The following is a 19,882-nucleotide window of genomic DNA, read 5'->3' on the forward strand; positions in this document are numbered from 1 at the left end:
TTTAGTCAGTCAGCGCCGCGACGGCGGGCGGGATCTGCTGCGGGTGAATGATTTTTACCTGTTTGTGACGGCCCAGTTCGCCTTTTTCGATAAGCACCTGGCTTTTCGCGACGCGGAACTGTTTAGCGAGATATTTAACCAGATGGGCATTTGCCTGGCCGTCGACGGGTGGGGCGGTGATGGCGACTTTGAGCTCGTCGCCATGCAGACCAACAAGGCTGTCGCGGCTGGCCTTTGGCTGAATATACAGCCTGAGCACCAGCCCGTCAGCGCAGACTTCAACGGCACTCATAGCGCCATCCACAGCCCCGGAAGCAGGACATTGCCAGTAGCTTGCAGCAGCTCGGCGATACCCATGTTAATCACGTATAGCAGCAGGACCAGCACCATCGGCGAAAAGTCGATGCCGCCCATGGATGGCAGCAGGTTGCGGATCGGGCGCAGCAGTGGGTCGGCCAACTGCATCAGCACGTATTCCACCGGGCTGCGGCCCTGGCTTACCCAGCTCATGATCGCCATCAATAGCAGCACCCAGAAAATCAGCGAACCGATGGTTTTCAGCAGGATCAGCACCGCGGCAATCCAGATAATCGGCTGGAAGGTGACCACCATAAACAGCACGATCGCTTTGATAACGCAGAGCACGAAGGCGACCAGCAGGGAGGCGCTATCCAGCGGCCCCATTGCCGGGATAATCCGGCGCAGCGGCCCGACGATTGGCTGGGTCGCTTTCACGACGAACTGTGAAAACGGATTGTAAAAGTCGCAGCGCGCCCACTGCATCCAGACGCGTAACAACATGACCATTGTGTAGAGCTCAATGACCGTTGAGAGCAGGAAGGTCAACGTCTTCATGGCGTTCCTCAGATTCCTTATTTTTTGCTGTAGTCGCGCGCGCCGAAGATTGCGGTCCCGATGCGCACCATAGTGCTTCCCGCCGCGATAGCGGCTTCCATGTCATCCGACATGCCCAGAGAGAGCGTATCAACCGAAGGGTAGAGCGTTTTCAGTTGCGCGAATGCTACCGCCATTTGTTGGGCGACGGCAAACTGCCTTTCATATTCTGACTCTGGCGCCGGAATGGCCATTAACCCGCGAAGCTGTAGGTTCGGTAAGGCGTCGATGCCGGCGGCTAAAGCGTCAAGCTCCGCCAGCGGGATCCCGGATTTACTCTGTTCATCGCTGATGTTGATTTGAATCAGCACGTTCAGCGGCGCTAGATCCGCCGGACGTTGCTCGCTCAGGCGGCTGGCGATTTTCAACCGGTCGACGGTGTGGCACCAGTCAAAATGCTCGGCCACCAGCCGGCTTTTGTTGGACTGCAGCGGGCCGATGAAGTGCCACTGCAGACCGCTGGCGCCCGCCTGCTGGAAATAGCGGATTTTATCCACCCCTTCCTGGACGTAGTTTTCGCCGAATGCCCGCTGTCCTGCGGCCATCGCTTCTTCGATAGCGCTCGCAGGTTTGGTTTTACTCACTGCAAGCAACGTAACTTCTTCTGGAGCGCGGCCGCAGCGGGCGGCGGCGCCTGAGATTTTATCCCGGACCTGTGCCAGGTTATGCGCAATATCGTTCATATTCCGAGGATCAGTTATGGAGCTGGAAGAAATCGTGGCCCTTAGTGTAAAGCATAACGTCTCCGATCTACACCTGTGCAGCGCGTATCCGCCGCGCTGGCGTCGTTTGGGAAAGCTTGAGCCTGCACCGTTTACTTCGCCGGATGTTGAGGAAATCCTCACTCGCTGGCTTAACGACCCACAGTTGGCGCAGTGGCGTGCCGATGGCCAGGTGGACTTTGCCCTGGCCCTCTCAGATGGGCCGCGGCTGCGTGCCAGCGCTTTTGCCCACGCGCGCGGCTTGTCGTTGGCGCTGCGTCTTTTGCCGCAGCGATGCCCGCAGTTGGGTGATTTGGGCGCGCCCGCCGCGCTTAGCGAACTGTTAAATGAAGAGAGTGGTTTGATCCTGGTTACCGGCGCTACCGGTAGCGGCAAGTCGACCACCCTGGCGGCGATGGTGGACTACCTCAATCAACATCGCCATGGTCATATTTTAACCCTTGAGGATCCCGTGGAGTTTATTCACGCCAGCAGGAACTGCCTGATCCAGCAGCGCGAAATCGGCCGCCATTGCTCCTCCTTCGCGGCGGCGCTACGCGTGGCGCTGCGTCAGGACCCGGACGTGATCTTATTAGGTGAGCTACGCGATAGCGAAACCATCCGCCTGGCGCTGACCGCGCCGAAACCGGGCACCTGGTGATGGCGACGCTGCATACCCGCAGCGCGGCGCAGGCCGTCGAGCGGCTGGTGGATGTGTTCCCGGCGGAAGAAAAAGAGCCGGTTCGCAGTCAGCTGGCAGGGAGCTTATGCGCCGTGGCGGCGCAAAAATTGTTGCCAAATGCTTCCGGCGGCCGGGTTGCGCTATACGAACTTTTAGTGAACACGCCAGCGGTGGCAAATTTGATCCGCGAAGGAAAAACGCATCAGCTACCCGGCGTGATGCAAACCAGTCAACAGGCAGGAATGCAAACCTTTGCGCAGAGTTTTCAACAACGTGCGTTAGCAGGTGAGTTATAGCTTATGCCGTGATGAAACAAAGGTGGTATTCATTAAATTGTTAATTCAGTGTTCAATTAATGTTTTGATTAATGATTTCATAATACAAATAAGTGGTACGACCTAAGCCGAAATAATGAATGTTATGACAGCGGGCTTACATTTACCCCGCTTAACCAGGAAAAAAATGGGATTACCTTTTGACACTTTTGCGGGGTTCGATTTATGCTGTTTACGGGAATAGGAAGATTCTCATGAAATGATGTTTCAATATCCAAAGTGTATTTGAAAATATAAATACATTATTGAACGTTTAATTTTCAGTTAATTTAACCGCTAAGATGGCGGGGTACTGCTAAGGAGAGTTTCAAGTGATTAATTTATCGGAGAATTTACTGCATTCGCGTCAGGTGACTTTCATTACTCATCCGTCCATTCAGAGTAATGCATTTGCGACGTGGTTGACTGAGAAGCTATCCGTAAACGTAACTCTGCATAATATCAACAAACCGCTAACTCAACGTCTGGCAAAAGACTCCGTAATATTGTTTGATATTGCCGTCTCTAATAAGAAATTGAATGGCGTGTGGCGAGATATTATTCGCGTACAGGCAGATAATCCGCGTCTGTTGATTATCAATAGCGCGCAAAAGTATGAGCTTTACGAAATGGCGCAATGGCCTGCGTTATATGGCGTATTCCGCCATGACGATGACCAATCGCGCTTAATTGAGGGCGTCAAAGCCGTATTAAATGGCGAGCAGACGGCTGAATTGAGCGTGATGCACCCGGCGCTGTATTCTGCGGATCAGGTCACGGCGCCGACGGAGAACTCACCGTTGACCGAGCGTGAATGTGAGATCCTCAACGAGCTGCGCTGCGGCGCAACGAATATGGATATTGCCCGCGCGCTGTTCATCAGCGAAAACACGGTACGTACTCATCTGTACAATGTGTTCCGCAAATTGAGCGTGAAGAACCGTACCCAGGCGGTAAGCTGGGCGAATGAACATCTGCGTCACTGATTGCCCGGCGGCGCTACGCTTGCGATGGCCTACGGGTTATGCCAGCGAGGGAGTTGTAGGCCGGGTAAGGCGAAGCCGCCACCCGGCGCAAAAGCGGCTCCGCATCCGCTGCCATGATTGCCCGGCGGCGCTACGCTTGCGCGGGCCTACGGGTTACTCCAGCGGGGGGTTGTAGGCCGGGTAAGGCGAAGCCGCCACCCGGCGCAAACGCGAATCTATGCTTCGCTTTCATCCCAGAGCTACCGATTAGTATCCCTGTTCGAAATAGCTTTCGAGGATAACCACGGCAGAGGCGGAATCAACGCTGCCTTTATTGAGCGCGCGAAAACCTCCGTGTTCGAACAGCCCTGCGCGGGCTTCGACGGTGCTTAAACGCTCGTCGTGGAGGGTGATTTTCACGCCGAAGCGGCCATGAATTTTATTGGCGAAGTTACGTGCGCGCGCGGTTAGCGGCTGTTCGGTGCCGTCCATGTTCAGCGGCAGGCCGACAATCACCGCTTCCGGCTGCCACTCTTTCAACAGCTTTTCGATGATGTTCCAGTCCGGTTTGCCGTCCTGCGCTTTCAGCGCCGGGAGCGGACGCGCCGTGCCGGTAATGCGCTGCCCAACGGCGACGCCAATGCTTTTAGTGCCAAAATCAAAACTCAGAAAGGTACCGCTCATTATGCATGCCCCGCGTCGGCAGGCATCGTCACGATATCGATACCGATAAGTTTGGCCGCTTCGCGCCAGCGGTCGGCAATCGGCGTTTTAAACAAAATATTCTGATCGGCCGGTGCGGTAAGCCAGGCGTTATCGAGAATTTCCTGTTCCAGTTGCCCTTTTTCCCACGACGCGTAGCCCAACGCGACCAGCACGTTGCTCGGTTGTTTATCGGTACCGAGAGTTTCCAGCACGTCGCGTGAGGTGGTAATCACCGTGTTGTCGGAGATACGGATGCTGGAGGAAAAATCAGACGGCGGCGTATGCAGGATAAAACCGCGATCCTCCGCCAGCGGGCCGCCGACCATCACCGGTTTATCCAGGCGAATTTCCGGGTTGCGCGCCACCGGCGCGATTTTCAGTTTTTCCAGGATCCCTTCCACCTGCAAATTTTCCAGCGGCTTATTGATGATAATGCCCATGGCGCCATCGTCGTTGTACTCGCAGATATAGACGACGGAGCGACGGAAAAGAGGGTCCTGTAGCGCAGGCATGGCAATCAGAAAGTGATGCTGTAAATTCATTGTCAGAGGTTCTGTTCCTGGTTTAAAAAAACAACACCCAGTATGCGGGTAAAGTAGAAACGTGTCGATGCACTTTATTTTACCGGCGCCGGAAGACGCCTGGCGGGCGGGCGTTTGCCCGCCCCAGTACTTATTTATTGATACGTTTTTCGATAGCGTCCATTAGCATGCCGGTAATCGACACGTCCGGGAAAGCGGCTTCGATTTCGCGCACGCAGGTCGGGCTGGTAACGTTAATTTCGGTCAGACGATCGCCGATGATATCCAGGCCGACGAAGATAAGGCCTTTGGCTTTTAGCGTCGGGCCGACGCGGCGGGCAATTTCCCAATCGCTTTCGGTCAGCGGACGCGCTTCGCCACGGCCGCCGGCGGCCAGGTTGCCGCGCGTTTCACCGCCCTGCGGGATACGCGCCAGGCAGTATGGCACTGGTTCGCCGTCCACAACCAGCACACGTTTGTCGCCGTCTTTGATGGCAGGCAGGTAATTCTGCGCCATGCAGTAGCGGCTACCCAGTTCGGTCAGGGTTTCGGAAATGACGCCGAGGTTCGGATCGCCCGCTTTCACGCGGAAGATTGAGGCGCCGCCCATGCCGTCCAGCGGTTTGAGAATGATATCGCCGTGTTTCTCCCAGAACGCTTTCAACTGGGCTTTATTACGGGTCACCAGCGTTTCCGGGGTTAGATCGGAGAACCAGGCGGTAAACAGCTTCTCGTTACAGTCGCGCAGGCTCTGCGGCTTGTTGACGATAAGCGTGCCTTTCTCTTCCGCGCGTTCGAGAATGTAGGTGGCGTAGATAAACTCGGTATCGAACGGCGGGTCTTTACGCATCAGGATAACGTCGAGATCCGCCAGCGGCAGGTCCTGTTCGCCGGTGAACGCGTACCACTTGTCGTAATTCTGCTCGACGCTCAGCGTGCGCGTACGGGCGCGGGATTCGCCGTTGATGAGATACAGGTCGTTCATCTCCATGTAATGGAGTTCATAGCCGCGACGCTGCGCTTCCAGCAACATAGCGAAGCTGGTGTCTTTTTTGATGTTGATGGATGCGATAGGGTCCATCACGATGCCGAGCTTGATCATTCTTTTCTCCATTAGCGCTGTCGTGTTTGCGGAACGTTGCGCCAGATTTTAGCCCAGATCGCCAAAACGCACCTGCAGCGCGGTGATGGCGGTGAGCGCGGTGGTCTCAGTACGCAGAACGCGTGGTCCCAACAGGATATCAGTAAACTGATAGCGAGCGGTCATCGCTATCTCTTCCGCCGACAGACCGCCTTCCGGGCCAATCAGCAGGCGAACACGTTCAACCGGCAGCGGCAGCGTATTGATGCTGGCGCTGGCGCGCGGGTGCAGGTTGAGCTTAAGGCCGTTTTCTTCCTCGGCGCACCAGGCTTCCAGCTGCATCGCCGGGCGAATCTCCGGCACGATGTTACGGCCGCTCTGTTCGCAGGCGGCAATAGCGATTTTCTGCCACTGCTGAATCTTCTTCTGCAAGCGTTCGGCATCCAGTTTAACGCCGCAGCGCTCGGAAAACAGTGGCGTTATGAGGCTTACGCCAAGTTCGATCGATTTCTGGATGGTGAATTCCATTTTTTCGCCGCGTGACATCACCTGGCCGAGATGGATGTGCAGCGGTGATTCACGATCGTCGATCTGGCCACGGATAACCTCGACCATGACGTTTTTCTTACCCGCTTCGGTGATGACCGCATCGAAAACCTGATTGCTGCCGTCAAACAGCTGGATTTCCTGACCTTTGCTCATGCGCAGGACGCGGCCAACGTGGTTGGCTGCGTCTTCGCTGAGGGCAATGTGGCTACCGGGGGTAATGCGTTCCGGGTGGTGGATGCGAGGAATGCGCATGCTTGATATTCCGTTCTTCGCGCAGATAGCGTCTTCCCCATAGCGGGGAAGACGGCGGCTGCAAATTAACAATTGCCGCTAGTGTAGGTTAGCTCTTTTGCGCCTGGCAAGCCTGCTGGACGTAAGGATTATGGTTGCCCTGTACTTTGGCGATTCGCTCATCGCGCTCGCACTCCCAGGAGGTCACCGGATACTGCTTATCCCAGGCGGTAAATAGCTGGGTTTGCTGGCGGGAAAGAGTCAGCTGATAGCGGTCGCGCATATAGAAGTAGGTGCGAGCGATCGAGCCGCGGGCGCGTACCGGCGGTTCGGCGACTTTATCTTTGAAATCGACCTTCATGGCGCATTGACCATACTGCCCGTCGCCGCCATTCCACTGGCTGTACATAAAGTTGCCGCGATCGCCATTGACCTCGCCGACCGCAGGCTGCAGGTTATGCATATCGCTTTCCATCTTGCGATATTCCGGATCTTTGGCGCAGTTTTTACGTCCACCATCCTGCCAGCATTGGCGCTGGTGGCCGAACTGCCACGCCGGAACCACATGTTCCCATTCGACCCGGCTGGCGCGGTTCTCGTTTTTACGCACTTTGTAGCCGCAAGATTCCAGATCGATAACGCCTTTTTTACCCTGCCAGTCGATTTTACAACCGCAATAAAAGTCGCCGGGGACGTCGGCATTCACTTTTACGCCTGCGGCTTTCGCCTGGGAAAAACTATGAATACCAGCTGCCGCAAGCGGGCCGCTGGCTGCCACGCTGAACAACGCGACGGCAAAAACATACATACGGGACATCGTAAACTCCGTGTCAAAACGAGCCCGCAACGTAGCGAATGAGGGTGTCAGATGCAATCAGTCAGATCAGAAAGTTTCTAATTAATTCCGGTGGTTACTTTTCCGCCACCAGCAGATCGCCGCAGCGAACGCAGCGGTAGGTGGCTTCACCGCGCACCACGCGGTTATGACGACGAACGGTGAGCTGATGCTGCTGGCACTGGCAGCGATAGGGGAAGGTGTTCTGGCGTACCGAATCAAGCTCAAAGCGATGGGTGCGGCGGGCGGGGACGCCCAGCACGGCCTCCATCATCCATTTCCACTCTTTGCCGTGCGGCGCGACGCGGCCAAAGTGTTTCCACACCAGCAGATGCGCCAGTTCGTGCGGTACCACTTCATCGATAAACGCCTGCTGGTTTTCCAGCAATAGCACTGGATTAAGGCGGATCTCGTTTTTCTCCAGCCACGCGGTGCCTGCGGAGGTGCCGCGCTGCTGATAAACCAGCGTCGGTTCCGCATAGCGGCGTTCCAGCTTGAGATTGGCGGTGGCAAGGTGCTCCCGCAGGCTACGCATGACGGCCTGCTGGATAGCGATGGGAATACGGGGTGTTTTCATAGCGCCAGAGGATAGTGCGCCGCGCGGGGGAGAGCAAGAAGAAGCTTCCTCCCAAAGGGGAGGAAGCACAGAGGGGATTAATCGCGAGCGCCGATTTCGCGCAGCGGGCGTCCCTGCATCAGGTTGCGTTCAATATGTTCCAGCGAGACGTTTTTGGTTTCCGGAATCAGCCAGATAGTCAGCAGGATAAACAGCACGTTCAGACCGCCGTAGACCCAGAAGGTGTTGGCGCTGCCGAGAGAGTTCAGCATGGTCAGGAAGGTGGCGCCGACGATCATATTGGCAATCCAGTTGGTCGCGGTGGAGCAGGTGATACCGAAATCGCGGCCTTTCAGCGGCTGGATTTCCGAACACAGTACCCAAATCAGCGGGCCGGCGCTCATCGCGAAGCCGACGATAAACATCAGCAGCATCAGTACCGCGAAGTACTGTGCGGTAGCAGAATGAATACCGATATGCATCATGCTGCCCAGTACGCCCATACCGGCGGCCATCACGATAAAGCCGAGGATCAGCGTCGGTTTGCGGCCCCAGCGGTCGACCAGGCCGATAGCGATAAAGGTGGCCAGTACGTTGGTCAGGCCGACGATCACGGTGCCCCACATTTGCTCAGTGGTATTGGCATAGCCCGCCAGTTCAAAAATCTTCGGCGCATAGTACATGATGACGTTCATCCCGGTGAATTGTTGCATGATCTGCAGCAGGACGCCGAGGAACACCGCACGGCGGAAGTTGCTGTTCTCTTTGAACAGCGCCCAGCCGGACTGTTTGACTTTCAGGCTTTCGCGGATTTCATCGAGCTCGCGTTTGGCTTCGGCGCTGGTATCTCGCAGGCGCAGCAGGACGCGCTCGGCATCGACGAAACGGCGTTTAGCGGCAAACCAGCGCGGGCTATCCGGCAGGAAGATAACGCCGATCAGCAGCAGGACTGCCGGGATGATAATCACGCCGAGCATCCAGCGCCACGCGCCGCTATAGCTGAAGGCGGTATCGGAAAGATAGGCGCCGAGAATACCGATGGTAATCATCAACTGGTACATCGAAATCATACTGCCGCGGATTTTCTCCGGCGCGATTTCCGACAAGTATAGCGGCGCGGTGTAAGAGGCGACGCCAACCGCCAGCCCGAGCAATACGCGGGAAATTAGCAGGATTTCGACGTTCGGCGCGGCGGCGGAAAATAGCGAGCCCGCAACGAACAGGATCGCGCCGATCATCAGGCTTTTTTTACGCCCAAGTTTGAAAGAGAGCCAGCCGCTGCCCACTGCGCCGACGGCGGCGCCGAACATCATGGAGCTGACCACCCACTCCTGGGTGTGTGCGCTGATTTGGAATTCATTGGCAATGAACGGTAAGGCGCCGGCAATAACGCCGATATCAAGGCCGAACAGTAAGCCGGCCAGCGCGGCGAGGAAACAGACAAAGAACGTCATCGTCTTGTTTGAACGCCCTTGTTTTTTATTGTCAGGCATAACGCCCTCCAGTTGAGTTATTGATTCTGTCGATGCTTAGAGTAGGGGAGTGCAGGACAAAAAAACGTGATTACAATCACGACTGTGTAATCGGTTACACTAAGGTAAAGATATGTAATCAGCAAAAGCATATTCAAATCATAGATATAAAAGGCAATTATCGCCAATAAGATTGCGCTGAAACGGCGAAATTCGACATGGTATGTAACATTGTGAAAAGAATTGGCGTCAACAGAAAGCTCAGTTACGCCAGGCTCTATAATAGATATGTAATCGCTTCCATTATCTATGGCCTGCATGACAAAAAAAGGGCAGGAAGCGTTAGATGTGGGGAATGAGGGGCAACAAAAAGGCCAGCGCGGGGCTGGCCTTAAGAGTCAAGCGGGGTGGCTTATTTCAGGCCAGCCGCTTCGCGCAGCAGGGCTGCTTTGTCGGTTTTTTCCCATGGGAAATGTTCGCGACCAAAGTGACCGTAAGCCGCGGTCTCTTTGTAGATCGGGTGCAGCAGATCCAGCATCTGAATCAGGCCGTACGGACGCAGGTCGAAGAACTCGCGTACCAGCAGGGTCAGCTGTTCAGAAGGCACTTTTTCGGTGCCGAAAGTTTCTACCATGATCGAAGTCGGTTCAGCGACGCCGATGGCGTAGGAAACCTGAATCTCACAACGATCGGCAAGGCCTGCGGCAACGATGTTTTTCGCTACATAGCGCGCCGCGTAGGCTGCGGAACGGTCAACTTTAGATGGATCTTTACCGGAGAACGCGCCGCCGCCGTGGCGAGCCATGCCGCCGTAGGTATCAACGATGATCTTACGACCGGTCAGACCGCAGTCGCCCATCGGGCCGCCGATGACGAAACGTCCGGTCGGGTTGATGAAGAACTTGGTCGAAGCGTTCAGCCATTCGGTCGGCAGAATCGGCTTGATGATCTCTTCCATCACTGCTTCCTGCAGGGATTTCTGATCGATATCTTCAGCGTGCTGAGTAGACAGCACTACCGCATCGATGCCGACGATTTTGCCGTCGTCATACTGGAAAGTGACCTGGCTTTTCGCGTCCGGACGCAGCCACGGCAGGGTGCCGTTTTTGCGGACTTCAGCCTGGCGCTGAACCAGACGGTGAGCATAGGTCACCGGAGCCGGCATCAGCACGTCAGTTTCGTTAGTGGCATAACCAAACATCAGGCCCTGGTCGCCCGCGCCCTGTTCCAGCGGGTCGGCACGGTCAACGCCCTGGTTGATGTCCGGGGACTGTTTACCAATGGCGCTCAGGACGGCACAAGAGTTGGCGTCAAAGCCCATATCGGAATGCACGTAGCCAATTTCACGCACCGTGTTACGGGTGATCTCTTCGATATCAACCCATGCGCTGGTGGTGATTTCACCGCCAACCAGAACCATGCCGGTTTTAACGTAGGTTTCGCAGGCTACGCGCGCTTTCGGATCCTGTTCGAGGATCGCGTCCAGCACGGCATCGGAGATTTGGTCAGCAATTTTGTCTGGATGCCCTTCTGATACAGACTCGGACGTAAAGAGGTGTTTTGCCATGTTTTATTTTACCTGTGAGTATTCGTGTAGCTCATACTGTTGTGTAGAGAGGCTTTGATAGATGACCCTACCAAGGCTTGCAGGTAGTGACACGAGCAGTCTGAGTGTTAATCAGTATAGATGGATTAACTTCTGGATGGCTATTTTAGGTCAGAACTTCATCGCATTTCCACATTTTTTTGACATCACCCGCATTAATGGAAAAAGCGTGGTGGAAATTTTTCCTGACAACCCCGGCAAGGCGCGTATTTTTATTTTGCATTTTACCCCGCTTCTCGGTATAAAACGCCGCGCGCGGCTCATTAAAAAAGCGCACGAAGCCCCATCTCGTGACGCCACTTCCAGCCGGGTTAAGCACTCTGTTACACAGCGGCGGTTTCGCCGGCTGTTCGATATGTATAGCTTTGGCTTGTCGCTGGCCTGTTTCGGGGCAGTGTGGAGGTGATACCAGATAATGAACCAACGTTTTTCGCCTGATTCGTCGCGTCGTTCTGTCGCGCAATTCTATCCCGCAATCTGCATCTCTTTCGTGCAAACCTGCCGATGTTCTACCCATCTCGGCGCTTCTCAGGATTCCAGGGCCTCCAGGCTTTTTGAAAACTGAACAAGGGCGCTCTTGCGTGAGCAAGGGTTTTCTCGTGGTTTCTCCGGGCTGTCATACCAGCTTCGGGTACGTGTTTTACTATATATGAATAAGAAACCGGTCGCGCAGCTGCAGTGCCAGCACTATCTGCTGGGATTAAAGGCTGTTCATGGGTTGTTATCGCGTCTGTCGACTGCGATAGTAGTTAATATTACAAGTTGAGGTTCGCTATGTCTGACGACATGTCTTTGGGTTCGCTTTCGTCAGCAGGCGAACACGGTGTACTACGTTCCATGCAGGAGGTTGCGATGAGCTCCCAGGAAGCCAGCAAAATGCTACGTACCTACAATATTGCCTGGTGGGGTAATAACTATTACGACGTTAACGAACTGGGCCATATCAGCGTTTGCCCGGATCCTGACGTCCCGGAAGCGCGCGTCGACCTGGCCGAGCTGGTCAAAGCGCGCGAAGCCCAGGGACAACGCCTGCCGGCGCTGTTCTGCTTCCCGCAGATCCTGCAACATCGTCTGCGCTCGATTAACGCCGCCTTCAAGCGCGCGCGTGAATCCTACGGTTATAACGGCGACTATTTCCTTGTCTACCCGATCAAGGTTAACCAGCACCGTCGCGTGATTGAATCCTTGATCCACTCCGGCGAACCGCTGGGGTTGGAAGCCGGTTCGAAGGCTGAACTGATGGCGGTGCTGGCGCACGCGGGGATGACCCGTAGCGTGATCGTCTGCAACGGTTATAAAGATCGCGAATACATCCGTCTGGCACTGGTGGGTGAGAAGATGGGCCATAAGGTCTATCTGGTCATCGAGAAGATGTCGGAAATCGCCATCGTGCTGGAAGAGGCCGCCCGTCTGAACGTGGTGCCGCGCCTTGGCGTGCGTGCGCGTCTGGCCTCGCAGGGTTCCGGTAAATGGCAATCCTCCGGCGGCGAGAAATCTAAATTCGGCCTCGCGGCGACGCAGGTGCTGCAACTGGTCGAAATTCTGCGCGAGGCAGGTCATCTTGAGAGTCTGCAACTGCTGCACTTCCACCTCGGCTCGCAGATGGCCAACATTCGCGATATCGCCACCGGCGTGCGCGAATCGGCGCGTTTCTACGTCGAGCTGCATAAGCTGGGCGTTAATATTCAGTGCTTCGATGTCGGCGGCGGTCTGGGCGTGGACTATGAAGGGACCCGCTCGCAGTCCGACTGTTCGGTGAACTACGGCCTGAATGAGTACGCCAACAATATCATCTGGGCGATCGGCGATGCCTGTGAAGAGAACGGCCTGCCGCACCCGACGGTGATTACTGAGTCCGGCCGCGCGGTGACCGCGCACCACACCGTACTGGTTTCCAACATTATCGGCGTCGAGCGCAACGAATACACCGAGGCGACCCCGCCGGCGGAAGACGCCGCGCGTCCGCTGCAGAGCATGTGGGAAACCTGGCTGGAGATGCACGAAACCGGCAACCGCCGCTCGCTGCGTGAATGGCTGCATGACAGCCAAATGGATCTGCACGATATCCACATCGGCTACTCCTCAGGCACCTTCAACCTGCAGGAGCGCGCGTGGGCGGAACAGCTGTATCTGAACATGTGCCATGAGGTGCAAAAACAGCTCGATCCAAGCAACCGCGCCCATCGCCCGATTATCGATGAGCTGCAGGAACGTATGGCGGATAAAATCTACGTCAACTTCTCGCTGTTCCAGTCGATGCCGGATGCCTGGGGTATCGATCAGCTGTTCCCGGTGATGCCGCTGGAAGGGCTGAACAAGTCGCCGGAACGCCGCGCGGTGCTGCTGGATATAACCTGCGACTCCGATGGCGCCATCGATCACTATGTTGACGGCGACGGGATCGCCACTACCATGCCGATGCCGGAATACGACCCGGAGAACCCGCCAATGCTGGGCTTCTTTATGGTTGGCGCTTATCAGGAGATCCTCGGCAACATGCACAACCTGTTCGGCGACACCGAAGCGGTAGACGTCTTCGTCTTCCCGGACGGTAGCGTTGAGGTTGAGCTCTCCGATGAGGGCGATACGGTGGCGGATATGCTGCAGTATGTTCAACTGGATCCGAATACGTTGCTGACCCAGTTCCGCGATCAGGTGAAAAATACCGGACTCGACGCCGAGCTGCAGCAGCAGTTCCTCGAAGAGTTCGAAGCGGGGCTGTACGGGTATACTTATCTTGAAGATGAGTAACTAAGAGTTATCCGCTGGCGGGCCGGTTTATATTCCTGAACCGGCCCTTTTTTATAAATGAAATCTGAAACATCATGGTAGCTGCTTTTTAAAATGACAAAGGTCCGTACACTGCCGCAGGGAATTAACATTCAGTGAAACAGGGACGGAATATGAAAAGCATACCGCGTTACGGTCTTATTATCGGTTTATTATTTTTAAGCGGCTGCGCAAAACAGCCGGAGTACAATACCCGCAAGGCACTCTCCACTGAGGTTGCCACCCGCTGGGGCAGCGACGTTCACTCAACGGTTAAAGGCGTGTCTGCAGAACGCGTAGATTCCCATCCTGATGAGATCGTATTAATTAATTATTCCGGTCAATATCAAACCGGGTTTGACCAGCGCTATAGCATTCGTAATAGCGATCTGGAATATGCGGTACGCGATGCTAATTTTAACTCTCTCCCTATTACTCGCCGCTATAATAATTCCACGGGAAAATGGCAATACGCCATTGCGGCCCGCGTTGGTACTCAGTATCAATTATATGTCCGTAATTATAGCCACAGCGTGGATTATGAAATTGTCGCCACGGTGGATGGTCTCGATGTCCTGAGCGGTAAGGCCGGTTCGCTTAACAACAATGGCTACATTGTGCCTGCTGGTGGCTCGTTAGCGATCAAAGGCTTTCGTAAAAACAGCCGTATCGAGGCGGCATTCGAATTTTCAAACGTCGCGCAATCTTATGCCGCCCATTCCGTACAGGGCGACACGCGTAACGTTGGAGTCATTGGTTTTGCGGCCTTCGCTTTACGTGGAAAAGAGCAAGCGTCGCTACCGCCGTGCGCGAGCCAGGCCTTCCCGGCGGACGGTTTCGCCCCGGCGCCTTGTCAAAAATAAACGTCCCGCTTGCTGCCGGGCGTTTTTCGGGCGATAATTTATGCCCATAAGCAGTAACCCAATTCAAACCCTTCCTCGTCGGGCCTAACGACGCGGAGGGGTTTTTTTATACTTATTTTTTACGTACCACGACTGCGAAAAGAGGTCATATCCATGAGCACTTTAGGTCATCAATACGATAACTCCCTGGTATCCAACGCCTTTGGTTTCCTGCGTCTGCCGATGAACTTTATGCCGTATGAAAGCGATGCGGATTGGGTCATCACCGGCGTGCCGTTTGATATGGCGACCTCCGGGCGCGCGGGCGGCCGTCATGGCCCGGCGGCGATCCGTCAGGTGTCAACCAACCTTGCCTGGGAGCACAACCGTTTCCCATGGAACTTCGACATGCGCGAACGCCTGAACGTCGTGGACTGCGGCGATCTGGTCTACGCCTTCGGCGACGCCCGCGAAATGAGCGAGAAACTGCAGGCGCACGCGGAGAAACTGCTGGCGGCCGGTAAACGCATGCTCTCCTTCGGCGGCGACCATTTCGTCACCCTGCCGCTGCTGCGCGCCCACGCCAAGCATTTCGGTAAAATGGCGCTGGTACACTTCGATGCCCACACCGATACCTACGCCAACGGCTGTGAATTCGACCACGGCACCATGTTCTACACCGCGCCGAACGAAGGGCTTATCGATCCGAACCACTCCGTGCAGATCGGTATTCGTACCGAATTCGATAAAGATAACGGTTTTACCGTGCTTGATGCGGGCCAGGTTAACGACCGCAGCGTCGATGACATCATCGCTCAGGTGAAGCAGATCGTCGGCGATATGCCGGTGTACCTGACCTTCGATATCGACTGCCTGGATCCGGCATTTGCGCCAGGTACCGGTACGCCGGTGATCGGTGGACTCACCTCCGACCGTGCGATCAAACTGGTGCGCGGCCTGAAGGATCTGAACATCGTCGGGATGGACGTGGTTGAAGTCGCCCCGGCCTATGACCAGTCCGAAATCACCGCCCTGGCGGCGGCGACTCTGGCGCTGGAGATGCTATACATTCAGGCAGCGAAGAAAGGCTAAGCGTTTACTGCTGCTGCTGCTGCTGCTGCGCGACGCATGCGCAGCAGCAGTACGCCGCCGGCGCACAGCGTGATCAGCTGCGAGGCCACCAGAACGGAAAAACCTGAACTGACCGATCCCACTGATTTCATCACCACTCCCATCAGCAGCGGAATAAACGCCGCGCAAATATTGCCAATGCCGTTAATGATCCCATAGGCGCTGCCCACCGCTTCGCGCGGGGCGTGATGCTGAACCACCGCGGGGATCGCTGCCCCCTGTAATCCCCAGAAAACGTTCGCCGCCAGCATAAACAGCGCCAGCATCGCCGGCTGCTGGCTGAGCATCAGCGCCAGCACGGAACCGGCGGTGAGTAGGCCGCCGATAATAAACAGCAGCGGTGCCTGCTCCGGGCGCATTTTGTCGAGGAGCACGCCGCCAAGAAACTTTGAGCCGAGGCTTAACAGAAAGGGGACTGCCGCCAGCAGCCCGGTGGCCTGTAGTGAGAAGTGGTGCTCGTCGCGCAGCCAGGCGGGCAACCAGGCGCTGCTCCCCCACAGATAACTGAGCGTGGCGATTTCCACCAGCAGGATCCAGCCAAGCAGCGGCGTACGCCAGGCGAGGGCGAAAGTCTGGCTGAAGCCCGGCTTCGCGCGCTGGGCGGTCACTTGCGGCGCGGGGAGAAACCGCCAGATTAATCCACCGCCGAGCAGCAGGTTAAGCAGCGCCAGCACGTAGAAGGAACCGATCCAGCCAACGTGCGCCATCAGCCAGGTGACCAGCGGGAAGCCTACCGCCAGCCCCAACGATACGCCAAGGGCGGTCAGCGCATTCGGCTTGCCTATTTCATCAGCGGCGAAGTTGTCGTTGATAAAGCGCGTTTTCAGAGAGAACAGCGGCCCCTCCGCCACGCCAAGAACGATGCGCGCGATCAACATTCCCAGCAGTGAGCCGAGTAGCGGGGAAATGGCGCACACCAGCGCCCATATAGCAATGCTGCTTAAGAGTCCCTGACGATAATGCCATCTACTTTCTATAACTGGGGTTAATAATAATGCCGAAAACCCATAACCCAGAAGAAAGCATGTCATTAGCATGCCTTGTAACATTCTGTTTTCATTTAACTGAAAATGGGCAGCGAATTCCGGGTTAAGGATCATCACCGAGATATTTACCCGATCGACGTAGGAAATAATTATTAACAAAAGTAATGCTATTACCCCTTGCCATCTTGCCGCCATTCGTTGTCTCCACGCTTAATTTAATGATTGCCAGTTATTATTTTTTAACGCCAGATATAGTTACATAAGTAAAATGGTTCACCTGTGAAACTATCTGTTTTTAAAGGATTAAATAAAGAGTTGTTTCATGGGTGAAACACCATGGCTTCCACTGTTGCCCATTTTTAATGATCGATTTGAAAAGAAGTCAATAGTCGGATGTGAAATTTAAATTGGCATTTTTATTTATAATGGATCACCGCTTTAAATATCATCATTTCATCTGAATGCAGTTTTTCGTGATCAATTGCACACTTAGCTAATTTAAAAGCCATTCATTAACAAGTTCGTCACATTAACGCTTGACGAAACATTCACCGCTTTTATATTGACCGTATTAAATAAGAAACAGAGTTTCATATATGAAACAAAAGCCTGGAGGATTGCGATGAGCTGGATAGGCGTATGTGACGCGGAGCAAGTACAGGAAGATTTCCCATATAGCGGCAATATCGACGGTAAGGAAATCGGTATTTATCTGATTGATGGCGAATATTACGCGCTGGAAGACGTTTGCCCTCATGCCTATGCGCTCCTGAGCCAGGGCTTTGTCGAAGATGGCAAGGTGGAATGCCCGCTGCATGAGGCGGTATTCGACGTGAAAACCGGCCAGTGCCTGCATGGCCCCGGCGGTCGCAACCTTAATCGTTACCCGGTGCGGGTATACGACAATCAGATCCAGATTACCTTTATCGAGGAGAACGTGGCATGAGCGAATCCCTGGACTTCAACCCGGCGCTACCGGAAAGCCGCCAGTTTACGCCACCGGCGGAAGGCGGAAACGGCAATATCCATAAGCCTGGCGACTATCACAATCTGATTTGGCAAACCCGCAGCCGGGTGCCGGAAAACTGGGAACTGCAGCTTATCGCCACCCTGGAAACGTTGTTCGAGCAGGGCGCGGAAAGTCTCGGTGAGCTGGTGAACGGCCTCAATGGCGTCAGGATGCATGACCAACAGGGCGAACCGTGGAGCGAAAGCAGCTTCCAGGCATTTTTACAGGTTAACGGCTACTGAGGACACAGCGATGACGACAACGGTACAAAACTATCTTGATAAAGGACTGCGCGGCCTGTGGTATCCGGTGCTGGCGAGCTGGGAAGTGCAGTCTGCGCCGGTGGGCATTACCCGTCTCGGCGAGCAGATCGTGGTCTGGCGGAATAAAGACGGTCAGGTGCAGGCGCTGGAAGACCGCTGCCCGCATCGCGGCGCGCGCCTGTCGATGGGCTGGAACTTAGGCGATCGTATCGCCTGCTGGTATCACGGCGTGGAAGTCGCCGGCAACGGCGAAGTCAAAGACGTCCCGGCGGTTGACCGCTGCCCGCTGGTCGGCCAGCAGTGCGTGCGCAGCTACAACGTGCAGGAAGCGCATGGGGCAATCTTCCTGTGGTTCGGCGTCACCGCCGACCAGCAGCCTGATGAACTGAGCTTCCCGGAGGAACTGGCCGATCACGAAAAATACAGTAACTTCCTGTGCACCGCGGCGTGGAAATGCAACTACCAGTACGCGCTGGAAAACGTGATGGACCCGATGCACGGCACCTATCTGCACTCGTCATCGCATTCGATGGCGGAAGGCGATCGCAAAGCCGATATGGTGCTGCAGCCGACGAAAACCGGCTTTATCTTCGAGAAAAAAGGGCAGAGCGGCGTCAACTTTGACTGGGTTGAACTGGGCAACAGCGGCGCCTACTGGATGCGCCTGTCTATTCCGTACAAAAAGCGTTTCGGGCCGGGCGGCCACTTCTGGATCGTCGGCATGGTGGTTCCGGAAGATAACGACAACTGCCGCGTCTTCTTCTGGCGCATCCGCGGCGTTCAAGGCTGGCAGCGCGATCTGTGGCGCTTTATGTACCGCAACCGTCTGGAAAAACTGCACTGGGAGGTACTGGAACAGGATCGCGTGGTGCTGGAAAGCCTGGCGCCGAACGCCCGCGATCATGAATATCTCTATCAACATGACGTCGGTTTGTCCCGCCTGCGCCGCATGATGCAGAAAGCGGCGAAAGAGCAGTTAGCGCTTCGCGAAGCGCAGCAGGGTGCCGCCTGATGAACGGCCTGCTGAACGGTAAACGTATTGTCGTCACCGGCGCGGCGCGCGGCCTCGGTTACCACTTTGCCGAAGCCTGCGCCGCGCAGGGCGCGACGGTGGTGATGTGCGACATCCTGCAGGGGGAGCTGGCGGAAAGCGCTCATCGCCTGCAGCAGAAGGGCTATCAGATCGAATCCCACGCCATCGATCTTGCCAGCCAAGCGTCGATCGAGCAGGTCTTCAGCGCCATCGGCGCGCAGGGGCCTATCGATGGCTTAGTCAATAACGCGGCGATGGCCACCGGCGTCGGCGGTAAAAATATGATCGATTACAATCCGGACCTGTGGGATCGGGTGATGACGGTCAATGTCAAAGGCACCTGGCTGGTGACCCGCGAGGCGGTACCGCTGCTGCGCGCAGGGTCGGCGATCGTCAACGTCGCTTCGGATACCGCGCTGTGGGGCGCGCCGCGGCTGATGGCCTATGTCGCCAGTAAGGGCGCGGTGATTGCGATGACCCGCTCCATGGCCCGCGAGTTGGGTGAAAAGCGGATCCGTATCAACGCCATCGCGCCGGGACTGACCCGCGTTGAGGCCACGGAATACGTTCCCGCCGAGCGTCATCAGCTGTATGAGAACGGCCGCGCGCTCAGCGGCGCGCAGCAGCCGGAAGATGTCACCGGCAGCGTGGTCTGGCTGCTGAGCGATCTTTCGCGCTTTATCACCGGCCAACTGATCCCGGTCAACGGCGGTTTTGTCTTTAACTAACAAGTGAGG

The 19,882-nt window shown here is 55.7% G+C and carries 22 protein-coding genes and 1 pseudogene; 11 read left to right on the top strand and 12 right to left on the bottom strand.

Translation table 11 applies throughout. The features are described from left to right. Position 1: 1 nt before the first annotated feature. From yggU to ABLV07_RS03885, 3 genes are read right to left on the bottom strand one after another with little or no spacing between them, the layout of a single operon-like run. Entirely contained in the window at positions 2 to 292 is a 291-nt protein-coding gene (gene yggU, locus ABLV07_RS03875) for a DUF167 family protein YggU (protein ID WP_015369728.1), read from the bottom strand. Continuing rightward, the gene (locus ABLV07_RS03880; RefSeq protein WP_015369729.1) at positions 289 to 855 is read right to left on the bottom strand and encodes a YggT family protein; all 567 of its coding nucleotides are present in this window, start codon (positions 853 to 855) and stop codon (positions 289 to 291) included. The genes yggU and ABLV07_RS03880 overlap by 4 nt, the downstream gene beginning before the upstream one ends. A 17-nt stretch (positions 856 to 872) precedes the next feature. After that, the gene (locus ABLV07_RS03885) at positions 873 to 1,577 is read right to left on the bottom strand and encodes a YggS family pyridoxal phosphate-dependent enzyme (protein ID WP_046883094.1); all 705 of its coding nucleotides are present in this window, start codon (positions 1,575 to 1,577) and stop codon (positions 873 to 875) included. A gap of 16 nt (positions 1,578 to 1,593) precedes the next feature. Here ABLV07_RS03885 and ABLV07_RS03890 point away from each other — a divergent pair. Both ABLV07_RS03890 and ABLV07_RS03895 read left to right on the top strand, forming a co-directional pair. Further along, positions 1,594 to 2,573, top strand: a pseudogene (locus tag ABLV07_RS03890) (type IV pilus twitching motility protein PilT). A 350-nt stretch (positions 2,574 to 2,923) separates the two neighbouring features. Continuing rightward, entirely contained in the window at positions 2,924 to 3,577 is a 654-nt protein-coding gene (locus tag ABLV07_RS03895) for a LuxR C-terminal-related transcriptional regulator (protein ID WP_015369732.1), read from the top strand. 246 nt (positions 3,578 to 3,823) lie between these two features. On the opposite strand, the gene ruvX is transcribed toward ABLV07_RS03895, so the two are convergent. The 8 genes from ruvX to metK all read right to left on the bottom strand — a co-directional run bounded on the left by ruvX (position 3,824) and on the right by metK (position 11,073). Further along, positions 3,824 to 4,240, bottom strand: coding sequence for a Holliday junction resolvase RuvX (gene ruvX, locus ABLV07_RS03900; RefSeq protein WP_015369733.1), 417 nt, complete (start codon positions 4,238 to 4,240; stop codon positions 3,824 to 3,826). After that, positions 4,240 to 4,803, bottom strand: coding sequence for a YqgE/AlgH family protein (locus tag ABLV07_RS03905; protein WP_045392076.1), 564 nt, complete (start codon positions 4,801 to 4,803; stop codon positions 4,240 to 4,242). The genes ruvX and ABLV07_RS03905 overlap by 1 nt, the downstream gene beginning before the upstream one ends. A gap of 130 nt (positions 4,804 to 4,933) precedes the next feature. Further along, positions 4,934 to 5,884: a glutathione synthase gene (gene gshB, locus ABLV07_RS03910; RefSeq protein WP_015369735.1), complete on the bottom strand. Its 951-nt coding sequence runs from the start codon at positions 5,882 to 5,884 to the stop codon at positions 4,934 to 4,936. 48 nt (positions 5,885 to 5,932) lie between these two features. After that, positions 5,933 to 6,664: a 16S rRNA (uracil(1498)-N(3))-methyltransferase gene (gene rsmE, locus ABLV07_RS03915; protein ID WP_015369736.1), complete on the bottom strand. Its 732-nt coding sequence runs from the start codon at positions 6,662 to 6,664 to the stop codon at positions 5,933 to 5,935. Between the two features lie 88 nt (positions 6,665 to 6,752). Further along, on the bottom strand, positions 6,753 to 7,460 hold the full coding sequence (endA, locus tag ABLV07_RS03920) for a deoxyribonuclease I (RefSeq protein WP_015369737.1): 708 nt from the start codon (positions 7,458 to 7,460) through the stop codon (positions 6,753 to 6,755). A 94-nt stretch (positions 7,461 to 7,554) separates the two neighbouring features. After that, entirely contained in the window at positions 7,555 to 8,055 is a 501-nt protein-coding gene (locus ABLV07_RS03925) for a SprT family zinc-dependent metalloprotease (RefSeq protein ID WP_020077952.1), read from the bottom strand. Between the two features lie 77 nt (positions 8,056 to 8,132). Beyond that, on the bottom strand, positions 8,133 to 9,527 hold the full coding sequence (locus tag ABLV07_RS03930) for a sugar porter family MFS transporter (protein WP_015369739.1): 1,395 nt from the start codon (positions 9,525 to 9,527) through the stop codon (positions 8,133 to 8,135). 391 nt (positions 9,528 to 9,918) lie between these two features. Then, entirely contained in the window at positions 9,919 to 11,073 is a 1,155-nt protein-coding gene (metK, locus tag ABLV07_RS03935) for a methionine adenosyltransferase (RefSeq protein ID WP_004149807.1), read from the bottom strand. Positions 11,074 to 11,209: 136 nt separating this feature from the next. Between metK and ABLV07_RS03940 the strand changes: the two genes are divergently transcribed. The 5 genes from ABLV07_RS03940 (at position 11,210) to speB (ending at position 15,815) form a co-directional block, all read left to right on the top strand. Beyond that, entirely contained in the window at positions 11,210 to 11,518 is a 309-nt protein-coding gene (locus ABLV07_RS03940; protein WP_139340791.1) for a hypothetical protein, read from the top strand. Between the two features lie 243 nt (positions 11,519 to 11,761). Then, a complete protein-coding gene (gene yqgB / locus ABLV07_RS03945) occupies positions 11,762 to 11,878 on the top strand; it encodes an acid stress response protein YqgB (RefSeq protein WP_015369741.1) in 117 nt (38 codons plus the stop codon). Between the two features lie 8 nt (positions 11,879 to 11,886). After that, complete coding sequence (speA, locus tag ABLV07_RS03950) at positions 11,887 to 13,863, top strand: biosynthetic arginine decarboxylase (protein WP_020077953.1); 1,977 nt, start codon at positions 11,887 to 11,889, stop codon at positions 13,861 to 13,863. A 152-nt stretch (positions 13,864 to 14,015) separates the two neighbouring features. Beyond that, positions 14,016 to 14,744 (top strand): hypothetical protein, encoded by a 729-nt coding sequence (locus ABLV07_RS03955; RefSeq protein ID WP_015703450.1) that lies wholly within the window; start codon positions 14,016 to 14,018, stop codon positions 14,742 to 14,744. Between the two features lie 153 nt (positions 14,745 to 14,897). Further along, positions 14,898 to 15,815 (top strand): agmatinase, encoded by a 918-nt coding sequence (gene speB / locus ABLV07_RS03960; protein ID WP_047080345.1) that lies wholly within the window; start codon positions 14,898 to 14,900, stop codon positions 15,813 to 15,815. Here speB and ABLV07_RS03965 read toward each other — a convergent pair. Then, the gene (locus tag ABLV07_RS03965; protein WP_063410830.1) at positions 15,812 to 17,035 is read right to left on the bottom strand and encodes an MFS transporter; all 1,224 of its coding nucleotides are present in this window, start codon (positions 17,033 to 17,035) and stop codon (positions 15,812 to 15,814) included. The two genes, speB and ABLV07_RS03965, sit on opposite strands and share 4 nt — an antisense overlap. Before the next feature lie 427 nt (positions 17,036 to 17,462). Between ABLV07_RS03965 and ABLV07_RS03970 the strand changes: the two genes are divergently transcribed. From ABLV07_RS03970 to ABLV07_RS03985, 4 genes are read left to right on the top strand one after another with little or no spacing between them, the layout of a single operon-like run. Beyond that, positions 17,463 to 17,786 carry a non-heme iron oxygenase ferredoxin subunit gene (locus tag ABLV07_RS03970; RefSeq protein WP_004151769.1) on the top strand — a complete coding sequence of 108 codons (324 nt, stop codon included), beginning with the start codon at positions 17,463 to 17,465 and terminating at the stop codon, positions 17,784 to 17,786. Then, complete coding sequence (locus tag ABLV07_RS03975; RefSeq protein ID WP_004144765.1) at positions 17,783 to 18,091, top strand: recombinase-like helix-turn-helix domain-containing protein; 309 nt, start codon at positions 17,783 to 17,785, stop codon at positions 18,089 to 18,091. The genes ABLV07_RS03970 and ABLV07_RS03975 overlap by 4 nt, the downstream gene beginning before the upstream one ends. 10 nt (positions 18,092 to 18,101) lie before the next feature. Further along, a complete protein-coding gene (locus tag ABLV07_RS03980; protein ID WP_032413044.1) occupies positions 18,102 to 19,124 on the top strand; it encodes an aromatic ring-hydroxylating dioxygenase subunit alpha in 1,023 nt (340 codons plus the stop codon). Continuing rightward, entirely contained in the window at positions 19,124 to 19,873 is a 750-nt protein-coding gene (locus ABLV07_RS03985; RefSeq protein ID WP_348853332.1) for an SDR family oxidoreductase, read from the top strand. Before ABLV07_RS03980 ends, ABLV07_RS03985 begins: the two co-directional genes overlap by 1 nt. The last annotated feature ends 9 nt before the right edge of the window (positions 19,874 to 19,882 follow it).

Origin of the sequence: Klebsiella sp. CN_Kp097, assembly GCF_040064495.1 — a bacterium.
Classification (GTDB): domain Bacteria; phylum Pseudomonadota; class Gammaproteobacteria; order Enterobacterales; family Enterobacteriaceae; genus Klebsiella; species Klebsiella aerogenes.

Coding starts and splice junctions, on each gene's coding strand:
- yggU (WP_015369728.1), bottom strand. CDS start 292: ATGAGTGCCGTTGAAGTCTGCGCTGACGGGCTGGTGCTCAGGCTGTAT.
- ABLV07_RS03880 (WP_015369729.1), bottom strand. CDS start 855: ATGAAGACGTTGACCTTCCTGCTCTCAACGGTCATTGAGCTCTACACA.
- ABLV07_RS03885 (WP_046883094.1), bottom strand. CDS start 1,577: ATGAACGATATTGCGCATAACCTGGCACAGGTCCGGGATAAAATCTCA.
- ruvX (WP_015369733.1), bottom strand. CDS start 4,240: ATGAGCGGTACCTTTCTGAGTTTTGATTTTGGCACTAAAAGCATTGGC.
- ABLV07_RS03905 (WP_045392076.1), bottom strand. CDS start 4,803: ATGAATTTACAGCATCACTTTCTGATTGCCATGCCTGCGCTACAGGAC.
- gshB (WP_015369735.1), bottom strand. CDS start 5,884: ATGATCAAGCTCGGCATCGTGATGGACCCTATCGCATCCATCAACATC.
- rsmE (WP_015369736.1), bottom strand. CDS start 6,664: ATGCGCATTCCTCGCATCCACCACCCGGAACGCATTACCCCCGGTAGC.
- endA (WP_015369737.1), bottom strand. CDS start 7,460: ATGTCCCGTATGTATGTTTTTGCCGTCGCGTTGTTCAGCGTGGCAGCC.
- ABLV07_RS03925 (WP_020077952.1), bottom strand. CDS start 8,055: ATGAAAACACCCCGTATTCCCATCGCTATCCAGCAGGCCGTCATGCGT.
- ABLV07_RS03930 (WP_015369739.1), bottom strand. CDS start 9,527: ATGCCTGACAATAAAAAACAAGGGCGTTCAAACAAGACGATGACGTTC.
- metK (WP_004149807.1), bottom strand. CDS start 11,073: ATGGCAAAACACCTCTTTACGTCCGAGTCTGTATCAGAAGGGCATCCA.
- ABLV07_RS03940 (WP_139340791.1), top strand. CDS start 11,210: ATGGCTATTTTAGGTCAGAACTTCATCGCATTTCCACATTTTTTTGAC.
- yqgB (WP_015369741.1), top strand. CDS start 11,762: ATGAATAAGAAACCGGTCGCGCAGCTGCAGTGCCAGCACTATCTGCTG.
- speA (WP_020077953.1), top strand. CDS start 11,887: ATGTCTGACGACATGTCTTTGGGTTCGCTTTCGTCAGCAGGCGAACAC.
- ABLV07_RS03955 (WP_015703450.1), top strand. CDS start 14,016: ATGAAAAGCATACCGCGTTACGGTCTTATTATCGGTTTATTATTTTTA.
- speB (WP_047080345.1), top strand. CDS start 14,898: ATGAGCACTTTAGGTCATCAATACGATAACTCCCTGGTATCCAACGCC.
- ABLV07_RS03965 (WP_063410830.1), bottom strand. CDS start 17,035: ATGGCGGCAAGATGGCAAGGGGTAATAGCATTACTTTTGTTAATAATT.
- ABLV07_RS03970 (WP_004151769.1), top strand. CDS start 17,463: ATGAGCTGGATAGGCGTATGTGACGCGGAGCAAGTACAGGAAGATTTC.
- ABLV07_RS03975 (WP_004144765.1), top strand. CDS start 17,783: ATGAGCGAATCCCTGGACTTCAACCCGGCGCTACCGGAAAGCCGCCAG.
- ABLV07_RS03980 (WP_032413044.1), top strand. CDS start 18,102: ATGACGACAACGGTACAAAACTATCTTGATAAAGGACTGCGCGGCCTG.
- ABLV07_RS03985 (WP_348853332.1), top strand. CDS start 19,124: ATGAACGGCCTGCTGAACGGTAAACGTATTGTCGTCACCGGCGCGGCG.